Source organism: Pseudemcibacter aquimaris (genome assembly GCF_028869115.1).
GTDB classification, from domain to species: domain Bacteria; phylum Pseudomonadota; class Alphaproteobacteria; order Sphingomonadales; family Emcibacteraceae; genus Pseudemcibacter; species Pseudemcibacter aquimaris.
Map to the genome: position 1 here is coordinate 3,084,429 of NZ_CP079800.1, position 22,764 is coordinate 3,107,192.

A 22,764-nucleotide genomic window follows, 5' to 3' on the forward strand; every position below is an offset into this window, starting at 1 on the left:
TTAATACTTCTTTAATCAAATTATGACACCAAAGAAGGAACAAAATATAATTTAAATATATTATTCAGGGTTAGGTACGGTTTCTGCAGTTATGATGAAGGCAGTTCAAACATATGCCGTTGATGGCGAAGGTAGGGGGAAAAACCATTGCGTATGCGATATGTGCATTTCCAGACTGTCATCAATGTGCAGCGTATTAAAACCAAATGAACTGCACAAACTAAACGAAATTACCGATCATATATCTATAGACGCAAAAAACATTGTCTGCGAAGAAGGCGACAATGCCGAATTTCTTTATAATATTGTCGATGGCTGTGTTCGTATCTCAAAAATGCTTGCCGATGGCCGCAGACAAATAATTGGGTTTCTCGTTCCCGGTGATTTTTTCGGTCTTTCCAGTTCTAACGGATACGGTTATTCCGCAGAAACCATCACTGACGTGCAATTGTGCAGAATGCCAAGGGAAAAACTTTTTAAAAAATTTGCAGAATTTCCCGCACTCGGCAACAAAGTTCTGGATATGACCAAAATCGAACTTCATGGCGCGCAAAACCATATGCTATTGCTTGGCCGAAAAATGGCTAAAGAAAAACTATGTTCATTCATTCTGACCATGTCTGAAAAAACCGGTCAAATTGACAATATGCCGGAAGATCAGGTTTACTTACCAATGAGCCGTTCTGATATTGCTGATTATCTGGGATTGACCATCGAAACTGTCAGTCGCCAGTTCACAATTCTGGTGAAAGATAAGCTGATTGCACTTGAAGATAATATCCATGTCAGAATACTTGAAAAAGAGCGGCTAAGACAAATTTCTTCAGGTGAATAAATATTCATAGAAAACCCTTGACATAAGCGGCCCGAACGCTATATTTCGCCCACTTTGAAAAGTGGGATGGATTCTCACAAATTTTAAAGATGACATTCGTCATAACCAGGTCAGAAAATATGAACAAGGTTCATTACCTGCTATGGCCAGAAGAGAAAATAGGAAACAAATTATGTTTGCAGTCATCAAAACAGGCGCCAAACAATATAAAGTTGCTGTTGGCGATGTGATTAAAGTAGAGAAACTAGACGGCGAAGCCGGCGCAAAAGTTGCTCTAGAAAACGTATTAATGGTCGGCGACGACAAAGGTGTTAAAGTAGGCACACCAACTGTATCAGGTACAGTTGTTACTGCTGAAATTCTTGAGCAAGCACGTGCTGCCAAGATCATCGTATTTAAAAAGAAACGTCGTCACAACTACCGTCGTAAAGCGGGCCACAGACAAGAACAAACAGTTCTAAGAATTACCGAAATCGGTAAAGCGGCCGCGAAAAAAGTTGCACCAAAGAAAGCAGCAGCGAAAAAAGACGACGCAAAAGAAGAAAAGAAAGCGCCAGCAAAAAAAGCAGCTGCAAAGAAGCCAGCCGCTAAAAAAGCAGCGCCAAAGAAAGCAGCAGCAAAGAAGCCAGCTGCAAAGAAAACCGCAACTAAAACTAAGGAGAAATAACAATGGCACATAAGAAAGCTGGTGGTAGTTCCCGTAACGGTCGCGATTCAGCCGGTCGCCGCCTTGGTGTTAAGAAATTCGGCGGTGAAGCTGTAGTACCGGGCAATATCATTGTTCGTCAACGTGGTACAAAATTCTACCCGGGTGACAATGTTGGTATGGGTAAAGATCACACCCTTTTCGCTCTGTCAGAAGGTAAGATCAAATTTTATAAAGGTAAGCAAAAGCGTAATTTTGTATCTGTTGAATCAGACGCCTAACATAAAATTTAATCTTTAAGAGATTTGAAAAAGGAGATTGATCTTTCACTCTCCTTTTTTTACGCCTAAATTACAGGTAATTAGGCTATAGTGTATTATTAATAATAACAAACAGAGACCATCATGAAGTTTCTAGACCAATGTAAGATATATATTAAATCGGGTGCAGGCGGCGTCGGCTGCATGAGCTTCCGTCGTGAAAAGTATATCGAATTTGGCGGCCCCGATGGCGGCAACGGTGGTCGTGGTGGTCATATTATTATTGAGGCCGTTGAAGGTTTAAACACATTAATCGATTACCGTTATAAACAGCATTTCAAAGCATCCCGTGGCATGCATGGTATGGGCGGCAACCGAACAGGCGCAAAGGGCCAAGATATCATCCTACCTGTTCCGATCGGTACACAGATTTTCGATGAAAATGACGATGTCATGCTTGCCGACCTGACTGAAGCCGGACAAACCGTTCTGATGCTTGAAGGCGGAAACGGCGGACGCGGCAACACAAGTTTCAAATCATCAGTCAATCAGGCCCCACGCCAAACCACAGACGGCGGCCCTGCCGAGGAAATGTGGATTTGGATGCAATTAAAATTGATGGCGGATACCGGGCTTGTTGGCCTTCCGAACGCAGGGAAATCAACATTTCTTTCTGCTGCCAGTCGCGCAAAACCAAAAATTGCTGATTATCCATTTACCACATTAAAGCCACAGCTTGGTGTCGTATATGTTGATAAAAAAGAATTCGTTGTGGCCGATATTCCTGGCCTTATTAAAGGTGCACACGAAGGGCACGGTCTTGGTGACCGTTTCCTAGGACATGTTGAAAGATGCGCAACCATTTTGCATGTGATCGATGCAACAGGCGAAGACATCGCAAGCGCCTATACCACAATCCGTAAAGAGCTTGAGGAATATGGCGAAGGGTTAGCCGACAAAAAAGAAATCATCGCACTTAATAAAATTGATGCCCTTGATGATGAACTCGTTGAAATGCTCACTGAAGAATTACGCTCTGTTACAGATGCACCGATTATGCCGATTTCCGGTGTTACCGGTGCGGGTGTTGAACCATTATTGCGCGCACTATTACAAAATGTTGAAGAAGTTCGCGCCCAAGAAAAAATTGAACAGCAAAAAGCGCAAAGCGAACTTTCTGATGAAGAGTTTGAAGAAGAAAGCAGCTGGTCACCGGTTTAAGAATGTCTGAATTTAATCACACTAAAATAATAAATGACGTAAAGCTGGTTGTCATAAAAATCGGCTCAGCCCTTCTTGTGGATGATGAAAGTGGCAAGATCAGATCAGACTGGCTTACATCCATCGCAGAAGATGTAGCCGCACTAAAAGCCGATGGCAAGGATGTCATCCTTGTTTCATCGGGATCTATTGCACTGGGCCGTAAAATTCTTGGTCAATCCATGTCAAAAAAATTAGTGGAAAACCAGGCGGCGGCGGCCGTCGGCCAAATTGAACTGGCTGCGACATTCCGTGAAAAACTTGGGTTTCATGATATTCCGGTCGCACAAGTTTTGCTGACCTACAGTAATACAGAGGCACGCGGACAATATTTAAACGCACGCGGCACTATAAACCGGCTATTAAAAATGGGGGTGGTACCCGTTATCAATGAAAATGATACGGTTGCGACCGACGAAGTACGCTTTGGTGATAATGACCGCCTCGCCGCACGTGTTGCAAGCATGTGCGAAGCGGATTTATTGTTCCTGTTATCCGATATTGATGGTTTATACACAGAAGATCCGCGTAACAACGAAAATGCAGAATTCATCGCATCCGTAAACGAGATCACCCGCGATATTGAAAATATGGCAGGCGAACCAGTATCCACCGGATTTGGCAGTGGCGGTATGATCACCAAAATTGCGGCTGCAAATATCGCCATGACAGGTGGTTGTCACATGGTTATTTCCAATGGTACGCTTTTAAACCCGATCAATAGATATGTTGAAACAGGGCGCGGCACTTGGTTTATGGCATCAACAACACCAATGGCCGCCAAGAAAAAATGGATTGCAGGTGCGTTATCACCACATGGAACGATCATTATTGATGACGGTGCTGTTCGGGCACTTAAAAATGGTAAAAGTTTACTACCTGCTGGTGTCACAAAAATTGATGGTGATTTTGAGCGCGGAGACACTGTGACGATATTAACGGATGCGGGTATAGAGATTGCCCGCGGCTTAGTTGCTTATAAATCCGAAGATGCCCAAAAAATAGTCGGATCAAACAGCAGCGAAATTGAAAATATTCTTGGATACGGTGGACGCGAGGAACTTGTGCACCGCAGTGACATGGTTATGAGTTAAATTATTTAAAAGAAGCGAATAATGAATAGCGAAAACGATATAATTAAATTGATGCAACAAATCGGTAAGCAAGCAAAAGCTGCTGCAAGCGAACTGGCGCTTTGCAGTACCGATCAAAAAAATAATGCACTTGCCGCTGCGGCAAAATCTGTGCGTGACGCAAAAGATGACATTATCGCTGCCAATCATAAGGATATGGAAATTGCAAAGGGTCGTGGTCTTACGGGCGCTATGCTTGACCGTTTGCTACTGGATGAAGAACGCGTAGAGGCCATCGCATCAAGTATCGAAGATATCATTAAACTGAATGATCCGATTGGTGATGTACTGGAAACAAAAGAACGTCCAAATGGTCTAAAAATTTCTCGCGTGCGTGTGCCGCTTGGTGTCATTGGTGTTATTTTTGAATCGCGTCCAAATGTAACAGCAGACGCAGGCATTCTGTGCTTAAAATCAGGAAACGCGTCGATCCTCAGATGCGGCAGTGAAAGCGCCCATTCAAGCCGCGCTATTCACGCGTGCCTTGTAAAAGGACTTGAAGAAGCAGGCCTTCCTGTTAATGCAATTCAACTTATCCCGACACAAGACCGTTCGGCGGTTGGTGAACTTCTGCGTCTATCTGATTATGTGGATATTATCGTGCCACGTGGTGGTAAAGGACTGATTGAACGCGTTCAAAACGATAGCCGCGTGCCGGTGATGGCGCACTTGGACGGTATTTGCCATGTTTATATTGATGGTAAAGCCGACCTTGAAAAAGCGGTCAATGTGACGCTGAACGCGAAAATGCGCCGTACTGGCATTTGTGGTTCCGCGGAAACACTTCTTATTGATGAAGCGATTATGGATAGTCACATGTCCCCAATTCTTGATGCATTAAAAGACAAGGGTTGCGAAATTCGCGGCGATAAAACCGTCTGTGAAAATTATGCTGATGCCATTGAAGCCACAGAAGAAGACTGGGCCACAGAATATCTGGACGCAATTATTTCAGTGAAGGTCGTAAATGGCGTTGAAGGAGCCATTGCCCATATTGATCAATACGGGTCACATCATACTGATTCTATCATCACCGAAGACGATAATGCGGCCGTAAAGTTTTTAAATGAAATCGATAGCGCCATTGTTATTCACAATGCTTCAACACAATATGCCGATGGCGGTGAATTTGGCATGGGTGCGGAAATTGGCATTTCGACCGGAAAAATGCATGCGCGTGGACCTGTTGGGCTTGAACAGCTTACCAGCTATAAATATCAGGTAAGGGGTAATGGACAAACCAGACCATAAAAAAATCGGATTATTAGGCGGATCTTTTAATCCCGCCCATGAAGGTCATCTGGAAATCAGCCTTAAAGCGCTTGAAATTCTCGGCCTTGATGAAATCTGGTGGCTGGTATCACCGGGCAACCCGCTAAAATCTGATGATGATATGGCTGAATATAATGAGCGCTTCTTATCTGCTGAAAGAATTGCTGGTGATCATCCAATTATCATCAGTGATATTGAGAAGAAATTTAAGACGCGCTATACGGTCGACACGCTCACTAAATTAACAGATGAATTTGATCATGATTTCATCTGGTTAATGGGTGCAGATAATCTGGCCCAGTTTGACAAATGGAAGGACTGGAAAGATATAGCAAATACAGTTCCATTTGCGATTTTCAACAGACCAAGTTATTCTGTTGATGCATTAAATAGTATTGCTGCAAAGACGCTATCGGAATATAAAATTCCAACAAGCAATGCAGCAGAACTATATATGAAAACACCACCGGCATGGGTTTATTATGAAATGACAGAGAATCCCATGTCATCGACGGAAATCCGTCGAAATAACAAGAGGTTACAGACTTAAAAGTGCAAGACACATCCGAGTTAAAGGACGCAGACAGTCCGAAGAAGCTACTCTCAAAAGCTGAACTCCAGGACCTGGTAATCGGTTCGCTGGAAGACGATAAAGCAGAAGACATCATCCAAATTGATCTGACAGGAAAAACAAGCATCGCTGATTCGATGGTGATTGCGTCCGGTCGTTCCAATCGTCAGGTCTCTGCGATTGCGGATCATTTATACCGCAAATTAAAGCATGCAACCGGACATGGCTGTAAGCTAGAGGGCATGGAAAAAGCGGATTGGGTTCTGCTTGATGCCGGTGATATTGTTGTTCATGTGTTTAGACCGGAAGTACGCAGCTTTTATAATCTTGAAAAGATGTGGGCTGCTGATTTTACCCCGGGTAAAATGAATGAACACGAAGCTGACGACGAAAACGTGTAAGTCATCAAATGAATATTGAAATCATTGCCGTTGGCCGAATGAAAAAAAGCCCGGAACATGATATTCTACAAAATTATCTGAAACGCTGCCCATGGAAAGTGAAAATCACCGAAGTGGAAGAACGTCGCCCCATTACGGGCTCGGAACGCATGTCCCGCGAAGGTGATTTGATCTTAAACGCAATCCCAAAAGGAGCGACAATAATCGCTCTTGATGAACGGGGTAAAGAAATGCGTAGTACAGCATTCGCCGAAAAAATAAGAAATTATCAAGATATGGGTATTTCTCATCTTGTGTTTCTGATTGGCGGGGCGGATGGGTATGACCCAAAGGTAAAAGCTAAGGCTGATCTCAAAATTTCATTCGGGCAAATGACATGGCCCCATATGATGGTGCGCGCCATGCTTGGTGAACAGCTTTATAGAGCATCAACCATATTGCAAGGGCATCCCTATCATAAAGATTAACCGTTCATGATGCTTTAAGAATGCATCTTTATATTTTCCTTTAAAATTAAATAATTGTATAGTGACCAACATGACTAATTCGACACTAAAACCAACCAAACCCGTTGTTCTTTGCATTCTTGATGGATGGGGATCACGCGAAGAGAATGAAAATAACGCGATCCGTATGGCGGATACGCCAAATTACGATATGATCTGCGATAAATATCCATCATCATTCCTGCAAACATCGGGTATGTCAGTTGGGCTTCCGGATGGTCAAATGGGCAATTCAGAAGTAGGTCATATGAACATCGGTGGTGGCCGTGTCGTAAAACAGGAACTGCCCCGCATCGACGAAGCCATCGAACTTGATCAGGTAAAAGACATCGATTGCGTAAAATCATCGATTGCCACACTTAAAGAAACAGGCGGTACCATGCATATCATGGGTCTGCTTTCACCGGGTGGAGTTCATAGTCATCAAAACCATATGATCGGTGCTGCTGTCGTTTATGCGAATGCGGGTATTCCGGTGATGATCCACGGATTTACCGATGGCCGTGACGTGCCACCAAAAAGCGCGCTTGAATTTATCGCGCCATTCGAAGCAGAAATAGCAAAGCTTGAAAACGTAAAAATCGCAACCATTTCCGGCAGATATTATGCAATGGACCGCGATAACCGTTGGGACCGTGTTGTTCAGGCGCATGATGCTATCACGTCCGCAATCGGTGAAAAGGAGGGCACCGCATCAGAAGCAATTGATGCTGCATATGCCGCCGAGCAAACAGATGAATTTGTAAAACCGACCATCATTGGTGATTATCAAGGACTAAACGACGGTGATGCGGTTCTGATGGCAAATTTCCGTGCGGACCGCGCCCGTGAAATTATGGCGACCTTTGTTGACCCTGACTTTGACGGATTTGAAAAGAAAAAATCAGTTAAGCTTTCTGCGTCACTTGGAATGTCAAAATATTCTGATCACCTGATCCAATATATGGACTGTCTGTTTCCAACAGCACCGCTTCAGGACACATTGGGACAAATCGTTTCCGATCATAACCTTAAGCAATTAAGGATTGCGGAAACTGAAAAATTTGCCCATGTGACTTTCTTTTTTAATGGTGGTAACGAAGATTTATATGACGGTGAAAATCGTATTCTGATCCCGTCACCGGACGTGGCCACCTATAATTTAAAACCGGAAATGTCCGCGCCTGAAGTTACCGATAAGCTCGTGGAAGCCATCACATCAAATGAATATGATTTGATTGTGGTGAATTTCGCAAACCCGGATATGGTTGGCCATACTGGCGTTCTTGAAGCGGCCCTTAAAGCCGTTAAAACAATTGATAATTCACTAGGCAGATTACATGAGGCCGTTGAAAGCGCAGGTGGCAGCATGCTGATCACCGCAGATCATGGTAATATCGAACTGATGAAAAATCCGGATACGGGCGCTCCTCATACGGCGCATACAACCAATCTTGTGCCGTTTATTTTGGTGAATGGCGAAGCCGTAAATGGAACTGACGTGACACTGGAAAATGGTGCGTTATGTGACGTTGCACCAACAGTATTATTGCTAATGGGGCTTGAACAGCCGGATGCCATGACGGGACGCAACCTGATTTCATAATTAAAAGAGGATAAATGACACATAGGAAAATTGAAAAACCAATACATAAGGGGCTGCTGTCGATCACAGTGGTCACAATTGGTTTGATTTTTTCCAATGTATCAATGGCGCAAATCCGTGAGGATGAACGCGCCACATCTGAAAAACTGGATGAATTAAAAAAACAAATTGAAATCAGTACGGAACGTACAAAATCATTAGAACAGGAAGCTGCACAAGTCCGTGAAGAAATTGCGGATATCCAGCAGCAATTAATTAATTCCGCGGCCGATATCCAAAAAACCGAGAGCAATATTACCCGCGGTGAACAAAATCTTGCTGAATTACTGATTCGCGAAAAAGAGCTTGAAGAAAAACTAAGCGACCGAAATTTTGAAATGGCATCAACCCTTGGTGCTATGCAACGGCTTTCCATGCAGTCGACCAATGTGGTCGCCTTTAAGCCCGATGAAGCCATCAATACCTTACGCACCACATCACTGCTTAAGGTCGTGCTGCCCGATTTGAAATCGAGGGCCGATGTACTTGAAAATGACCTGTCGGAATTAAACGTGGTGCGTCATGATATCAGCAGACAGAATGAACTGTTAAAACAGCAACTCGCTGCACTCGTTATTTCCAATGGTGAAATTGACGAACTGTTAAAACAAAGACAAGTAAGGCAATCTGTCCTTGAAAAAACAACCCGTGAAGAGCAAGAGAAACTGAAACAATTTGCAGAAAATGCCAAGGATTTACAAGAACTTATCGATCAAATTGAAACAGAAATCGCTCTTCGCGAAGAAGCCGCGCGCCGCGCCGCCAAAATAAGCAGAGACAGACCGGCACCCGCAGGAAGCACAACATCTGTGGCTAGGTTATCAACACCTGACCCCAGTTCCAATTTCGCTGGATCAAAGGGAAATTTACCCCTTCCGGCAAGTGGATCAATCGGTCAATCTTTTAATCAATTGTTGCCTTCCGGGCAACGCGCAAAGGGCATAACAATCGATACACGCGTCGGTGCAACTGTAATCGCCCCGCACGAAGGCAGAATAGTTTATGCCGGTAAATTCAGAACATACGGTCAGCTCTTGATTATATCCCACGGGGACGGGTATCATACTCTTCTTGCGGGTTTGGAAAATATTAATAGTAATGTGGGACAATGGGTATTAAAAGGAGAACCTGTAGGTCAAATGTCTAGGGAGGCAGGACCGTCTAATTCTAGGCAAAAATTATATGTAGAATTAAGACAGCAGGGAAAACCCGTAAACCCACTACCATGGATTATAGCCATGGACCGACAAGGTAAGTGATAAATTAGGGTATGTGATAGAAAGGTAATTTTATGAAACAATTTTTCAAAACGACTATTTGTGCGATTGGTATTTTCAGCATTTATATGTCGGCACCATCATTCGCAGCGAAAACGGAAACATATAATCAGCTAAATTTATTTGCTGATGTGTTTGAACGTATCCGCGCCAATTATGTGAAAGATGTTGATGATGAAGAATTAATCGAAGCCGCCATTAACGGCATGCTGACATCACTTGACCCACATTCCACATACCTAAATCCGAAAAGATACGAAGGCATGCGCGTTCAAACCAGCGGTGAATTTGGCGGCCTTGGTATCGAGGTAACAATGGACCGTGGTGTAATCCTTGTGGTTTCACCAATGGATGATACCCCCGCGTTCCGTGCTGGCATCAAAGCAGGCGATTACATTACCCGCATTGACGGTGAACAAATCAATGGTCTGACGCTTAACGAAGCCGTTGAAAAAATGCGTGGTAAGGTTGGTACAGACATTGATGTGACAATTGTCCGTAAGGGCGAAAGCGACGTCATTGAAATTACCCTAACCCGCGCAATTATCGAGGTACAATCCGTTCGTCACCGCATTGAAGACGAAGTTGGTTACATCCGCGTATCATCATTCACAGAAAAAACAGGACCCGGCCTTCGTGAAGCGATTACAGAAATTAAAGAAGAACTAGGCGACAATATGCAGGGTATTGTTCTTGATCTTCGTAATAATCCGGGTGGTCTTCTTGATCAGGCGGTTGCAGTTTCAAGCGCATTTCTTGACCGCGGCGAGATCGTATCAACACGCACAAGAAATGACCGCAATATTCAACGTTATAATTCACAGCGCGGTGACAGCATTGATGGTAAATCACTTGTTGTATTGATTAATGGTGGTTCTGCATCCGCATCTGAAATTGTTGCAGGCGCACTTCAAGACCATGAACGTGCCGTGGTTGTTGGAACACAGTCATTCGGTAAAGGTTCCGTTCAAACAGTAATGCCGCTTTCAACCAATGGCGCCATGAGCCTGACGACCGCTTATTACTTTACGCCATCTGGTAATTCCATTCAAAACGAAGGAATCACACCAGATGTTGTTGTGGAACAGCTTCGTCTTGATGACACGGAAGAAGTTAGAACAAGACGCAGTGAAGCAAGCCTACGCGGAAGCCTTGCCAACCCAAATGCAGATGATGAAGAAGAAGGCGATGAGGAAGAAATTGATCTAAACCTTGGTTCCGAAGAAGGTGAAGAGGCAGATTCCGAAGAAGAAAGTGAAGAGGAAGAAGAGCAACGCTTAACCACAGCACAGGATGACTATCAGCTTAATTTTGCGCTGAATCTTATTCGTGGTATGTCTATCGCCAGAAGTAATTAACAATAAAGAAGCAATGAAAAAGCATCGCCAGCACGGGGAAGTGTAATATATGGCAAATGAACCGGAACTAAAGAGTTCAACAAAACGTAGAGCTCTAAGCCCTCTAATGGTGGCTTGGGGCATTGTTTTGATATCACTTGGCCTAGCAGTTGGCTGGGTGATATTATCTGAACCGCCGGAAACTGTTTCTGATACTCCTACTACTTCAAGCGTGGCTACGGATGAACCTTCATCCGATCCGGCGATTACCGATGAACCACCAGCTATGAGCGAGCCTGCATCAACGCCAGTTACAGAAACGCCCGCAAATAATCCAATGCTTGCCACACAATCCCCATTACCGCCCGTGCCAAATCAAAATTTATTGGTTGCAGGTGATAATGGTTTAAAGCCGGCCCTTGGACCGGATGGTCTTGTGGTATGGAAAGAATATGCAAGACCATTTGAAGGGGCAGAAGAACGTCCGCGCATTGCAATCCTTGTGACGGATGTGGGTTTAAACAGCAAAAGCAGCCAAGCCGCCATTGATAATTTACCGGGTCAAGTAGATCTTGCCTTTTCCCCGTACGGCAGAAACCTTCAAGACTGGATGGATAAATCAAGAAACCGCGGTCATGAAGGATTTTTAATGATCCCTACCGAGCCACTAAATTACCCGGATAGCGATCCTGGTCCCCATACACTTGTTGCGGATATGAGCGAACGTGAAAATATGTCGCGCCTTGACTGGATATTGTCACAAGTCACTGGTTACGTGGGTGTCGTTAATCATATGGGGTCAAAATTCACCGCATCAGAAGAAGACATGACGCCGGTTATCACAGACCTTGCATCAAGAGGTTTAATGCTTGTTGATGCCAGATCCACCAGATTTAGCATGGCAGCTCGTCTTGCGAGACGTACCGGCATGCCGCGCGCCATGAATGATCGGTATATTGATAACAATCTTACCCCATCAAACATTCAAAACGAACTCGCTGAACTTGAAAAAACAGCCAACACGTTTGGTGCCGCACTTGGCATGGCACGCGCATTACCAATTACAATTAATGAAATTGCCGAATGGTCAAAAACTTTGGAACAAAAAGGCATCGACCTTGTTCCGGTAACGGCCATCGCCAACAGACAACCGATAAAGTAAATATGGAAAAGAACCTACCTTACCGCCCTTGCGCGGGCATAATGTTACTGAATGCAGATAATAAAGTTTTTGTTGCAAAGCGCATCGACACCAAAGTCGAAGCCTGGCAAATGCCGCAAGGCGGAATCGATGAAGGGGAAGATACGCGTGAAGCCGCCCTTCGTGAACTTGAAGAAGAAACAGGCATCAACAACGTCACCATCATTGATGAATATGATGGCTGGCTTACCTATGACCTTCCGGATGAACTTTATGGCAAAGTTTGGAAAGGTAGGTACGGCGGCCAATCCATGAAATGGTATGTGATGCGCTTTAACGGTCAGGATAGTGATATTAATATTGAAACTGCCCATCCCGAATTTGCAGAATGGAAATGGTCTGATATGAGAGATCTTCCGGATATGATTGTTCCTTTTAAGCGCGATATATATCAAAAACTAGCTGATAAATTTGCACATTTGGCGGGGTAAATTATGCTTGATGAAGATAACAAAATATTGTCGCCCAAAGACGTTCTTATAAAAGCCTATAGCAATTTAAAAGATAATCTTAAGTCATATTGCATACTTTCTTATGTTGTTATGTTGCCGCTATCCCTATTGCAATTCATTGCACCATTAAGAATTAATCCTGAGACCACTTCTTTCACAGAGGTTTTATTACCATTACTGCTCACATTGGCGTTTCTAGTGATTTTCAGCATTTTATTATATCGGCAATTCCTAATGGGTAAGGATAGTGTTTTTAAATTACCCTTTGCTTCATTTGCCGAAAAGTTCATAAAATCATTTGCTTATACCATCGCATTGTCGCTCGTATTAATTCTTGCGCTATTAAGTGTCGGGCTGTTATTTGGGCTTATACTGGTTATTGTCAACGCGGCAGCGGGTGAAAACGCAACCGATAACATCGTCATATCAACCGTCATATGGATGCTGATGTCATTGTTCATGGCGCTTGTTATATTCAGAACGATACCGACGTTTGCGAACCTCGCTGTAAGTAATACGCTTCTTCCGATGAAAAGCTCTTATTATTATACGCGGCAAAACAACAAAAATCTGATTTTAATAGCCATTGGCTGTTATGCACCTATGGCCATGATTTCGGCATTGTTGTTTTATATAATCTATTCATTGGGACTTGAATCGGATGTTAGCACAATGGTTATTTCGTATATCTTGATGCCAATTAGCCTTGCACCATTTGCCCTACAGGTATCAGCAGGATCGGTTTTATTTGCTGAACTAGTCCCGGATGAGTATAAAAGTTAAACGGATTGCCAATAGAATATGAAATTTGATTGTAACCCACTTTGTATCAATACCAGTTTAAAGGACGCCTATAAGTGTCTTTGGCATTACAAGTGGAATCACATCATGATTTCTTACCTTGCATTTTTACCGTTCACTATCATCGGCCTTGCCGGACTTTTTGATCCTTTCTTTTTACCAAGGCCATCAACAGAAATGGTGCCAGACGGATATAATCTTTCATTCATTCTATATATCCTGACGACTTATCTTTGGGCGATCCCCTGTATGATATTATGGCAACGTTTATATTTAATTGGGCCTAGCGGGCTTATAAGAAAGAAAATATGGCCGATTTTAACACGCAGTTTTGTGCTTATTACCAAAGTACTGTTTCTAATCGGTCTTGCGTCAATGGTAACCATTGGCCTGATCACCGCACTATTATACGTTATTAATTCCTCAGGTCTTGGTGAATCGCTTTCTGACTTTTTTATCTTAAGCGAGAATGAAATTTTCCGTTATCTGGTGATTGCTGTGATAACCGGTTTTGTCACCTATCTTGTGTTTCTAAGATTTAGTCTTGCTATGTGTGCGAGAACCATCGGAAAACGCATCGGACTGCTGACGTCATGGCGTCTTACGCAAAAGAACACCACACGCATGTTCATCAGTTTTTTAAGCATCATTCTGCCGATCATACTATTCACGTTGGCGTTTTTGTTAATCTATCAAGGACTGTTTGGATTAAATTTATTTTATTCCGGCGAAATGTTAAGCACATTTTCCTATATCCATATCTTTGTGTTAGCTCCTGTCATAACGTTACCGCTTTCTGCACTCTGCTCGCAGTGCGCATCATTCTATCGTCATTGTGGCGGTGAAGATTGCCCACAAGGTCTTTAACAGAATTAAACACTCCACAATAAAAAACCCCGCCGGAATATCCTGACGGGGTTTTAAATTCAAAATTCTATTTAAAGAACTACGCGGCTTCACGCTCCAGAACTTCTAAGATTGACTGAACCTGATCGCGAGCTTTTTCAGCACGAGCACGGGTCTCATCATCTTTTGCATCCTGAACATCTTCGTTTAGGTCTTTAAGCTCTGCTTCATAGGCTGCTTTATCAACATCGCCTAATGGCTTTGCAAGCTCGGCAAGAATTGTAAGACCTTCTGCGTTAACTTCGGCGAAGCCACCCGCAACAAGAAGTTTTTCAGCGGCACCACCGTCGTGTACTTCAATCACACCAGTACGGAGTGTTGAAACAACTGGCGCATGCGCAGGAAGGACACCGAAGTCCCCTTCCGTACCTGGAACAACAACCATATCCACATCTGCGGATTTAAGAAGTTTTTCCGGTGATACTAGTTCAAAATGAAGTTTATCGGCCATAACCGTAAATTCCTTATTTTATTAGGCAGCTTCAGCAGCCATTTTCTTCGCTTTTTCCACAACTTCGTCAATGCCACCAACCATTAGGAAGGCTGCTTCTGGAAGATCGTCGTAATCACCGTTAATGATTTCACGGAAAGAACGAATTGTGTCTTCTAGCTCAACGAATTTACCAGGCATGTTGGTGAATACTTCCGCAACATGGAATGGCTGTGACATAAAGCGCTCAACTTTACGAGCACGTGATACAACAAGCTTATCTTCTTCAGAAAGTTCGTCCATACCAAGAATAGCAATGATGTCCTGAAGTGATTTATACTTCTGTAGAATTTCCTGTACTTCACGAGCAACATTGTAGTGCTCTTCACCAACAACGTCGGCTGTAAGAATACGTGATGTTGAATCAAGTGGATCCACCGCAGGGTAAATACCTTTTTCAGAGATTGCACGGTTAAGAACGGTTGTCGCGTCCAAGTGAGCAAACGATGTAGCAGGCGCAGGGTCGGTAAGGTCGTCAGCAGGCACGTAAATGGCTTGCACAGATGTAATCGAACCTTTGTTTGTTGATGTAATACGTTCCTGAAGAGTACCCATGTCTGTCGCAAGAGTAGGTTGGTAACCCACCGCAGAAGGAATACGTCCAAGAAGCGCGGACACCTCAGCACCAGCCTGTGTAAAGCGGAAGATGTTGTCCACGAAGAACAGCACGTCCTGGTTTTCAACGTCACGGAAATATTCCGCAACAGTAAGACCAGTAAGAGCCACACGAGCACGCGCACCAGGAGGCTCATTCATCTGACCGTATACAAGTGCCACTTTTGATTCTTCGCCTTCAAGGTCGATAACGTTACTTTCGATCATTTCGTGGTAAAGATCATTACCCTCACGAGTACGCTCACCCACACCAGCGAATACAGAGTAACCACCGTGACCTTTAGCAATGTTGTTAATCAGTTCCATGATCAAAACGGTTTTACCAACACCGGCACCACCGAATAGACCAATTTTACCACCCTTCGCATATGGTGCGAGAAGGTCAACAACTTTAATACCTGTTACAAGGATTTCAGCTTCTGTTGACTGGTCAGCAAATTCTGGTGCGTCCGCGTGAATTGGAGCAACTTCTGTGTTACCGATCGGACCACGCTCGTCAATTGGCTCACCCACAACGTTCATGATGCGGCCTAGTGTTTTTGCACCAACAGGTACAGAAATTTGTGCGCCAGTGTCAGAAACTTCCATACCGCGAACAAGACCGTCTGTGCTGTCCATCGCAATTGTACGTACAGTATTTTCACCTAGATGCTGAGCTACCTCAAGAACCAGGCGGTTACCGTTGTTGTCAACTTCAAGAGCAGATAGAATAGCTGGTAGATCGCCGTCAAACTTAACGTCGACAACGGCACCAATTACCTGTGCTACTTGACCTTTATTTTCTTTAGTCATTTTATTTAAAACTCCCGGGGCACTTTTGCCCGCTTCAATGTTTTATTAAAGCGCTTCCGCGCCCGAAATAATTTCAATCAATTCGTTTGTAATAACAGCCTGACGTGTACGGTTATAAGTCGTACGCAGACTATCGATCATTTCACCAGCATTACGGGTCGCGTTATCCATCGCTGTCATACGTGAACCCTGCTCACTGGCTGCGTTTTCAAGCAACGCACGGAAAAGCTGAACACCAACGTTACGTGGTAGCAGATCTTCCAAAATTTCATTTTCATCTGGTTCATACTCGTAACAAGCGCCACCAAGGTCAGTTGCGCCATCTTCTGGAACAGAAGCTGGAATAAGCTGAAGTGGTGTTACTTCCTGAGTTAGAACGTTAATGAATTTAGCGAAGAAAAGCGTACATACGTCGAAATCACCTGCGTCATACATTTCAATGAAGCGCTCTGCAATTGGCGCTGCATCGGAAAATGCATAATTTCTAACATGACTCATGTCGAAATGCTGAATGATTTTATCGGAATATTCACGCTTAAGTACCGCTGCACCTTTTTTACCGATTGTAATGATGCTGACATCTTTACCTTCGGCAACAAGTGCATCGATCTTTGCTTTCGCTGCTTTCACGATGTTTGTATTAAAGCCGCCACACAGACCACGTTCGGAAGTCGCAACCACAACAAGTTGCTTTTGATCGCTACCTGTACCTGCAAGAAGTCGAGGACCACCAGTTTGGCCCTTCATGCTTGATGCAAGTGAGGATAGGACCTTTTCCATACGCTCTGCGTAAGGACGCGCCGCTTCCGCCGCGTCCTGCGCTTTTCTAAGCTTTGAAGCAGAAACCATTTGCATCGCTTTGGTAATCTTTTGCGTAGATTCCACACTTGCAATTCGGTTTCTGAGGTCTTTAAGGTTAGCCATATTGACTTATCCTAACTTAATCCTTGTTTCTTAAACGAAGTTACCAGCAAATTTACCAATAACGTCCTTCAGCTTGTCACTTGTTTCCGGTGAAACTGCACCTTCATTTGTGATTGTATCAAGTACGTCACTATGATTTGCATGCATTTCAGAAATAAGCGCTTCTTCGAAACGGTTAACATCACCAACTTCAATGTTGTCTAGGAAGCCATTCACACCTGAGAAGATGGAAACAACCTGTTCAGCAACAGACATTGGTGAATATTGTGCTTGTTTCAGTAGCTCTGTTAGGCGCGCACCACGGTTAAGAAGCTGCTGTGTCGCTGCATCAAGGTCAGAACCGAACTGCGCGAACGCTGCCATCTCACGGTATTGAGCAAGCTCAAGTTTAATTGTACCGGAAACCTGTTTCATCGCTTTAACCTGGGCTGATGAACCCACACGAGATACTGATAGACCAACGTTAATCGCGGGACGGATACCTTGGTAGAATAGTTCTGTTTCAAGGAAGATCTGACCGTCTGTAATCGAAATAACGTTTGTTGGAATATAGGCTGACACGTCACCCGCCTGTGTTTCAATCACAGGAAGCGCTGTTAGTGAACCGTTACCTGCATCATCACCCATCTTCGCTGCACGCTCAAGAAGACGTGAATGAAGATAGAAAACGTCACCAGGATACGCTTCACGTCCAGGAGGACGACGAAGAAGAAGTGACATCTGACGATAAGCAACCGCCTGTTTTGTAAGGTCGTCATGTACGATAACCGCGTGCATTCCGTTATCACGGAAATATTCGCCCATCGCTGTACCTGTATATGGTGCAAGGAACTGCATCGGTGCAGGCTCAGACGCTGTCGCTGCAACAACGATTGAGTATTCCATCGCGCCGTTGTCTTCTAGTGTCTTAACGATTTGAGCAACAGTTGAACGTTTTTGACCAACCGCAACATAGATACAGTAAAGTTTCTTGCTCTCGTCATCACCGGCGTTTACTTCTTTCTGGTTAAGGAAAGCGTCAATCGCTACGGCTGTTTTACCTGTTTGACGGTCACCAATGATAAGTTCACGTTGACCACGACCAACCGGCACAAGAGCGTCAATCGCTTTAAGACCAGTTTGTACTGGCTCATGCACAGATTTACGAGGGATAATACCAGGGGCTTTTACTTCCACACGACCGCGTGTTACGTCTTCGAGCGGGCCTTTACCGTCAATTGGGTTACCAAGGCCATCTACAACACGACCCAGTAGACCACGACCAACCGGTACGTCCACAATCGAACCAAGACGCTTAACAGTGTCGCCTTCTTTAATATCACGGTCAGAACCGAAAATAACAACACCAACGTTGTCAGCTTCAAGGTTCAAAGCCATTCCACGAATACCGCCCGGGAATTCAACCATTTCACCAGCCTGCACATTGTCCAGACCATATACACGGGCAATACCGTCACCAACTGATAGAACTTTACCAACTTCAGATACTTCAGCTTCGTCACCGAAATTAGCGATCTGTTCTTTCAAAATTTTGGAAATTTCCGCTGCACGGATGTCCATTATCCAACCTCTTTCATTGTTGCTTCAAGATTAGCAAGTTTTGTTTTTAATGATGAATCAATCATGCGGGAACCAACACGAACGACCATACCGCCAAGCAGTTCTTCGTCCACTTCAGTTTCCACGTTTACATCACGTCCAACCATTGATTTTAGCTTTTTGCTGATTGCATCAAGCTGTTTTTTGTCAAGCTTACAAGCTGTAACCACAGAAGCATTAACCTCACCACGGTGATGCTCAAGCTTTCTGTTAAATTCTCTAATAATATTTGACAGTTGATCCAGACGGCGATTGTGCGTCACAACACCAAGGAAATTTTCAACTGTTTTTGATAGACCCGCCGCTTTCACAAGCTCAGCCATTGCAGCTGATTGATTGGCACGGGAAATTACCGGACTTGTCGTTAGCATATAAAGCTCGTCGCTTTCTTTAATAAGAGCGCCAAGAGCATTAATTTCTTCTGCTACACTATCAAGTGATTTTGCTTCTTCCGCGATTTCAAATAACGCAACCGCATAACGACCGGCAAGGCCCGTTAGCGAAATATTTTCAGAAGCAATATTTTCTGCTTTTTCAGATGACACGTCTATGTCTTCCTTTTTGTTCATGAACAACTCTCACCCAAGGGAATCATTCATCAGATAAAAAACAAATAATTTCTAACGCTTTTTCCCTTATTTAGCCCCATTTTCATGGAATTTCTAAGGGCAAAAATTTGTTATAAATTACCAATAGTCGCGCGATACCTAGCATACAGTTTCACATACTGCAAGGTCACAATTTACCCTAACTCACTTTTTTATGAAAATGTCAAAAAAATCGGCCTTTTTTGCCTATATTCTCGGTAAAAAACCACTGTACTCTGGACATTGCAGTGACAATCAGGAAATCCAAGAAAATTATGACCGATTGATTCTAATAAAAACTGTATGGATCGATGTCCACCTGAACCCGAACACCACCATGTTTTGGAAGTCCCGCTAGCCAGTCGTGGATCACTTTTTGAATATTGACCCGACCTTCCGCTTTCATAAGAAATCTATAACGGTGATTACCACGCAAGTACGCCAGTGGTGCTGGCACAGGGCCAAGTACGGTAACATTATCATAATGCGGGGCAATTTTTGATAACCGTTTGGCGGTATCCATCACTTTACCCTTATCTGGGCCGGATAATATCAGTGATGCTAATTTCCCGTAAGGCGGCAAGTTCTGTGCTTCACGTGATTCTGCCTCTCGTTCAAGAAACAGATCCTTATCGCCACTCACCAGTGCCGATAAGACCGGATGGCCGGGTTCATAGGTTTGAAAAATCACACGGCCCGGATGTTCGGCCCTTCCCGCGCGTCCCGCCACTTGTTCTAATTGTTGCCATGTACGTTCCGCCGCGCGTGGGTCTGCGCCCGACATGCCAAGATCAGCATCAATAACACCAACGAGCGTCAACATAGGAAAATGATATCCTTTGGTCACGATCTGTGTGCCGATGATAAAATCGACCTCATGTCGTTCGATGCTTTCAATCATCCGTTTTAATGCACTGGGTGATGAAATTTCATCACTAGAAAGGATCGCGAGCCTCGCTTCAGGGAACAGGTCGGCGACTTCCTCCGCGACACGTTCAACACCGGGACCGCATGGCACAAGACTGTCTTCTGCCTCACAATTCGGGCATTGGTCCGGCACACGGCGATTAAAGCCACAATGATGGCATTCAAGACGCTGCCATTTATGATGTTCCACAAGCCACGCTGAACAATGGGGGCATTCAAATCTATGCCCGCATTTCCTACATAATGTGAGTGGCGCATATCCACGGCGGTTTAGATATAAAAGCGACTGTTCACCATTTTCCAGATTTTCTTTTAGGGCCTGATAAAGGGGTGCGCTGATCCAGCTGCCGGTTTTTAATTTATGAACACGAAGGTCCACCGTCGACATACTTGGAAGCGTCGCGGGACCGTGTCGTTCGCCAAGATAAAGCCAATCATATTTGGCATTTTCCGCATTAATCATGGTTTCAAGCGACGGTGTCGCCGACGCAAGCACCACGGGGCAGTGCGATTGCATCGCCCGTACCACCGCCATATCACGGCCATGATACATGACGCCCTCGTCTTGCTTGAATGTCTGGGAATGTTCCTCATCAACGATCACGAGTTTCAAATTCTGAAGGGGCAGGAATAACGCCGACCGCGCACCAACGATAACCCGCGCTTCACCACGGATTGTCGCCCACCATGCGCGCCGTCTTTGTGCCGGTGTCATTTCCGAATGCCAAATAACGGGTTCGGTGCCAAACCGTTCCTTAAATCGTTCTAGCCACTGTGTCGTCAGCGATATTTCCGGCACCAAAACCAACACTTGCGCCGTCTTTTCTTTTAAGCTTTCCGCGATTGCCTCAAAATATACTTCCGTTTTACCGCTGCCTGTTACGCCCTCTAACAAAATAGCGCGGAATGTTTCACTGCGTTGTTGTGTAATAATGTGCTTGGCGGCTTCTTGCTGTTCACCCGAAAGCGTTGCGCGTTCGATTTCAATATCTGGGACTGCGAATGTTTCTTCGCCGCTGACCTCAACCGGGATTAACATTCCCGTCTTGATCATACCGCGCACGACCCCTTCGCCGACCGCGGCGATCTCTGTCCATGTTTTTACTGCCATTGGCATATCGTCGATCGCGGCACCCACGATTTTTTGACGTGCGGGTGTCAATTTATCCGGCAGATCAGGCGATAATTTATATAGCGTTTTTTTCTTTGGATTTTCTGATTTTCTTGGCACGCTTAATGCCATTTTTAAAACGGCACCCGGCGGCGAAAGCGTATAATGCGCAACCCAATCGACAAATTTAATCAAACTTTCCGGCAACGCCGGCAATTCAGAAGTGCGAATGATATGTTTTAATTTTTCAAGTGGTACATCGCTGTCTTCCGGTTGGGTATTCCAGACCACGCCCTGCATTTCACGGCCCGATAACGGCACGGTTACAAAATCGCCCGGCCCCACATCCATGCCATCCGGCAACAGATAATCAAGCACCCCGCCAAGCGGCAGCGGCAATAACACCTGAATACGGCAATGTGAGAAAAAATCTGACACGTAAGATGACCTTATATTTATTCTTTTGCGGCTACATTATCGTAATATCTCCTTGCACAAAAGCTAAAATAAAGGCACAAAGGTGAAATCAGTTTCGCCGCAGGGAGCGGTACAAAAATTTTGACCAAAAGGATTTTCAAAATATGAAATTTTTTATTGATACAGCCGAAATCGATGAAATCAGACCCCTTGTTGAACTGGGCCTTGTGGATGGTGTAACCACCAACCCGTCACTGATTTTAAAATCCGGTCGTGACATTATTGAAGTAACCAAAGAAATCTGTGATCTTGTTGATGGCCCGGTCAGTGCCGAGGTTGCCGCAACAGATTATGAAACAATGGTACGCGAAGCGGCCGTTCTTTATGATATTGCCGATAACGTATGTCTTAAAGTTCCGCTGACACCAGACGGGCTGCGCACATGTAAACATTTCGCCGATCAGGGCAAAATGGTTAATGTGACACTTTGTTTTTCAGCATCACAAGCGTTACTCGCTGCAAAAGCGGGCGCCGCGTTTATTTCCCCGTTTGTTGGTCGTCATGATGACATCGGCCACGACGGCATGGCACTGATTGCGGATATTCGCACCATTTATGATAATTATGATTTCAAGACGGAAATTCTGGTGGCAAGCACACGTCATAACATGCACATTCTTGATAGTGCACTGATCGGCGCGGACGTTGCAACCATTCCGCCAAAAGTGGTACATCAATTGTTTAAACACCCACTAACAGATAGCGGCCTTGCTGCATTTGTAAAAGATTGGGAAAAAACAGGCCAAACAATCGCATAGAG

The 22,764-nt window shown here is 44.4% G+C and carries 23 protein-coding genes; 17 read left to right on the top strand and 6 right to left on the bottom strand.

Annotated features, from left to right (window positions below):
* Window positions 1-91 precede the first annotated feature (91 nt).
* The 16 genes from KW060_RS14485 (at window position 92) to KW060_RS14560 (ending at window position 14,443) form a co-directional block, all read left to right on the top strand.
* Entirely contained in the window at window positions 92-835 is a 744-nt protein-coding gene (locus KW060_RS14485; RefSeq protein ID WP_249036144.1) for a cyclic nucleotide-binding domain-containing protein, read from the top strand.
* A 172-nt stretch (window positions 836-1,007) separates the two neighbouring features.
* Window positions 1,008-1,502, top strand: coding sequence for a 50S ribosomal protein L21 (gene rplU / locus KW060_RS15865; RefSeq protein WP_338050537.1), 495 nt, complete (start codon window positions 1,008-1,010; stop codon window positions 1,500-1,502).
* Between the two features lie 2 nt (window positions 1,503-1,504).
* On the top strand, window positions 1,505-1,762 hold the full coding sequence (gene rpmA, locus KW060_RS14495) for a 50S ribosomal protein L27 (RefSeq protein ID WP_249036146.1): 258 nt from the start codon (window positions 1,505-1,507) through the stop codon (window positions 1,760-1,762).
* A gap of 123 nt (window positions 1,763-1,885) precedes the next feature.
* The gene (obgE, locus tag KW060_RS14500) at window positions 1,886-2,962 is read left to right on the top strand and encodes a GTPase ObgE (protein ID WP_249036147.1); all 1,077 of its coding nucleotides are present in this window, start codon (window positions 1,886-1,888) and stop codon (window positions 2,960-2,962) included.
* 2 nt (window positions 2,963-2,964) lie between these two features.
* Window positions 2,965-4,095 (top strand): glutamate 5-kinase, encoded by a 1,131-nt coding sequence (gene proB, locus KW060_RS14505; protein ID WP_249036148.1) that lies wholly within the window; start codon window positions 2,965-2,967, stop codon window positions 4,093-4,095.
* Between the two features lie 21 nt (window positions 4,096-4,116).
* Window positions 4,117-5,385, top strand: a complete 1,269-nt coding sequence (locus KW060_RS14510) for a glutamate-5-semialdehyde dehydrogenase (RefSeq protein WP_249036149.1) — start codon at window positions 4,117-4,119, stop codon at window positions 5,383-5,385.
* Window positions 5,366-5,956: a nicotinate-nucleotide adenylyltransferase gene (locus KW060_RS14515; RefSeq protein ID WP_249036150.1), complete on the top strand. Its 591-nt coding sequence runs from the start codon at window positions 5,366-5,368 to the stop codon at window positions 5,954-5,956. Before KW060_RS14510 ends, KW060_RS14515 begins: the two co-directional genes overlap by 20 nt.
* Before the next feature lie 2 nt (window positions 5,957-5,958).
* Window positions 5,959-6,378, top strand: coding sequence for a ribosome silencing factor (rsfS, locus tag KW060_RS14520; protein WP_249036151.1), 420 nt, complete (start codon window positions 5,959-5,961; stop codon window positions 6,376-6,378).
* Between the two features lie 8 nt (window positions 6,379-6,386).
* Entirely contained in the window at window positions 6,387-6,845 is a 459-nt protein-coding gene (gene rlmH / locus KW060_RS14525) for a 23S rRNA (pseudouridine(1915)-N(3))-methyltransferase RlmH (RefSeq protein WP_249036152.1), read from the top strand.
* Window positions 6,846-6,915: 70 nt separating this feature from the next.
* Window positions 6,916-8,469 carry a 2,3-bisphosphoglycerate-independent phosphoglycerate mutase gene (gpmI, locus tag KW060_RS14530; RefSeq protein ID WP_249036153.1) on the top strand — a complete coding sequence of 518 codons (1,554 nt, stop codon included), beginning with the start codon at window positions 6,916-6,918 and terminating at the stop codon, window positions 8,467-8,469.
* 14 nt (window positions 8,470-8,483) lie between these two features.
* A complete protein-coding gene (locus tag KW060_RS14535) occupies window positions 8,484-9,767 on the top strand; it encodes a murein hydrolase activator EnvC family protein (protein ID WP_249036154.1) in 1,284 nt (427 codons plus the stop codon).
* A gap of 32 nt (window positions 9,768-9,799) precedes the next feature.
* On the top strand, window positions 9,800-11,143 hold the full coding sequence (locus KW060_RS14540; RefSeq protein WP_249036155.1) for a S41 family peptidase: 1,344 nt from the start codon (window positions 9,800-9,802) through the stop codon (window positions 11,141-11,143).
* A 49-nt stretch (window positions 11,144-11,192) separates the two neighbouring features.
* On the top strand, window positions 11,193-12,284 hold the full coding sequence (locus KW060_RS14545) for a divergent polysaccharide deacetylase family protein (protein WP_249036156.1): 1,092 nt from the start codon (window positions 11,193-11,195) through the stop codon (window positions 12,282-12,284).
* 2 nt (window positions 12,285-12,286) lie between these two features.
* A complete protein-coding gene (locus KW060_RS14550) occupies window positions 12,287-12,754 on the top strand; it encodes an RNA pyrophosphohydrolase (RefSeq protein WP_274757298.1) in 468 nt (155 codons plus the stop codon).
* Between the two features lie 3 nt (window positions 12,755-12,757).
* Window positions 12,758-13,558, top strand: coding sequence for a hypothetical protein (locus KW060_RS14555; protein ID WP_249036158.1), 801 nt, complete (start codon window positions 12,758-12,760; stop codon window positions 13,556-13,558).
* A 105-nt stretch (window positions 13,559-13,663) separates the two neighbouring features.
* On the top strand, window positions 13,664-14,443 hold the full coding sequence (locus KW060_RS14560; RefSeq protein ID WP_249036159.1) for a hypothetical protein: 780 nt from the start codon (window positions 13,664-13,666) through the stop codon (window positions 14,441-14,443).
* A gap of 79 nt (window positions 14,444-14,522) precedes the next feature.
* On the opposite strand, the gene KW060_RS14565 is transcribed toward KW060_RS14560, so the two are convergent.
* The 6 genes from KW060_RS14565 to KW060_RS14590 all read right to left on the bottom strand — a co-directional run bounded on the left by KW060_RS14565 (window position 14,523) and on the right by KW060_RS14590 (window position 21,965).
* Complete coding sequence (locus tag KW060_RS14565) at window positions 14,523-14,933, bottom strand: F0F1 ATP synthase subunit epsilon (protein WP_249036160.1); 411 nt, start codon at window positions 14,931-14,933, stop codon at window positions 14,523-14,525.
* A 21-nt stretch (window positions 14,934-14,954) separates the two neighbouring features.
* Window positions 14,955-16,379, bottom strand: coding sequence for a F0F1 ATP synthase subunit beta (atpD, locus tag KW060_RS14570; RefSeq protein ID WP_249036161.1), 1,425 nt, complete (start codon window positions 16,377-16,379; stop codon window positions 14,955-14,957).
* Between the two features lie 45 nt (window positions 16,380-16,424).
* On the bottom strand, window positions 16,425-17,303 hold the full coding sequence (locus KW060_RS14575) for a F0F1 ATP synthase subunit gamma (protein ID WP_249036162.1): 879 nt from the start codon (window positions 17,301-17,303) through the stop codon (window positions 16,425-16,427).
* Between the two features lie 30 nt (window positions 17,304-17,333).
* Window positions 17,334-18,863: a F0F1 ATP synthase subunit alpha gene (gene atpA, locus KW060_RS14580; protein WP_249036163.1), complete on the bottom strand. Its 1,530-nt coding sequence runs from the start codon at window positions 18,861-18,863 to the stop codon at window positions 17,334-17,336.
* Window positions 18,863-19,471 carry a F0F1 ATP synthase subunit delta gene (locus tag KW060_RS14585; protein ID WP_249036164.1) on the bottom strand — a complete coding sequence of 203 codons (609 nt, stop codon included), beginning with the start codon at window positions 19,469-19,471 and terminating at the stop codon, window positions 18,863-18,865. Before KW060_RS14585 ends, atpA begins: the two co-directional genes overlap by 1 nt.
* Window positions 19,472-19,778: 307 nt before the next feature.
* Window positions 19,779-21,965 (bottom strand): primosomal protein N', encoded by a 2,187-nt coding sequence (locus KW060_RS14590; RefSeq protein ID WP_249036165.1) that lies wholly within the window; start codon window positions 21,963-21,965, stop codon window positions 19,779-19,781.
* A 143-nt stretch (window positions 21,966-22,108) separates the two neighbouring features.
* On the opposite strand from KW060_RS14590, the gene fsa reads away from it, so the two are divergent.
* Complete coding sequence (fsa, locus tag KW060_RS14595; RefSeq protein WP_249036166.1) at window positions 22,109-22,762, top strand: fructose-6-phosphate aldolase; 654 nt, start codon at window positions 22,109-22,111, stop codon at window positions 22,760-22,762.
* Window positions 22,763-22,764 lie beyond the last annotated feature (2 nt).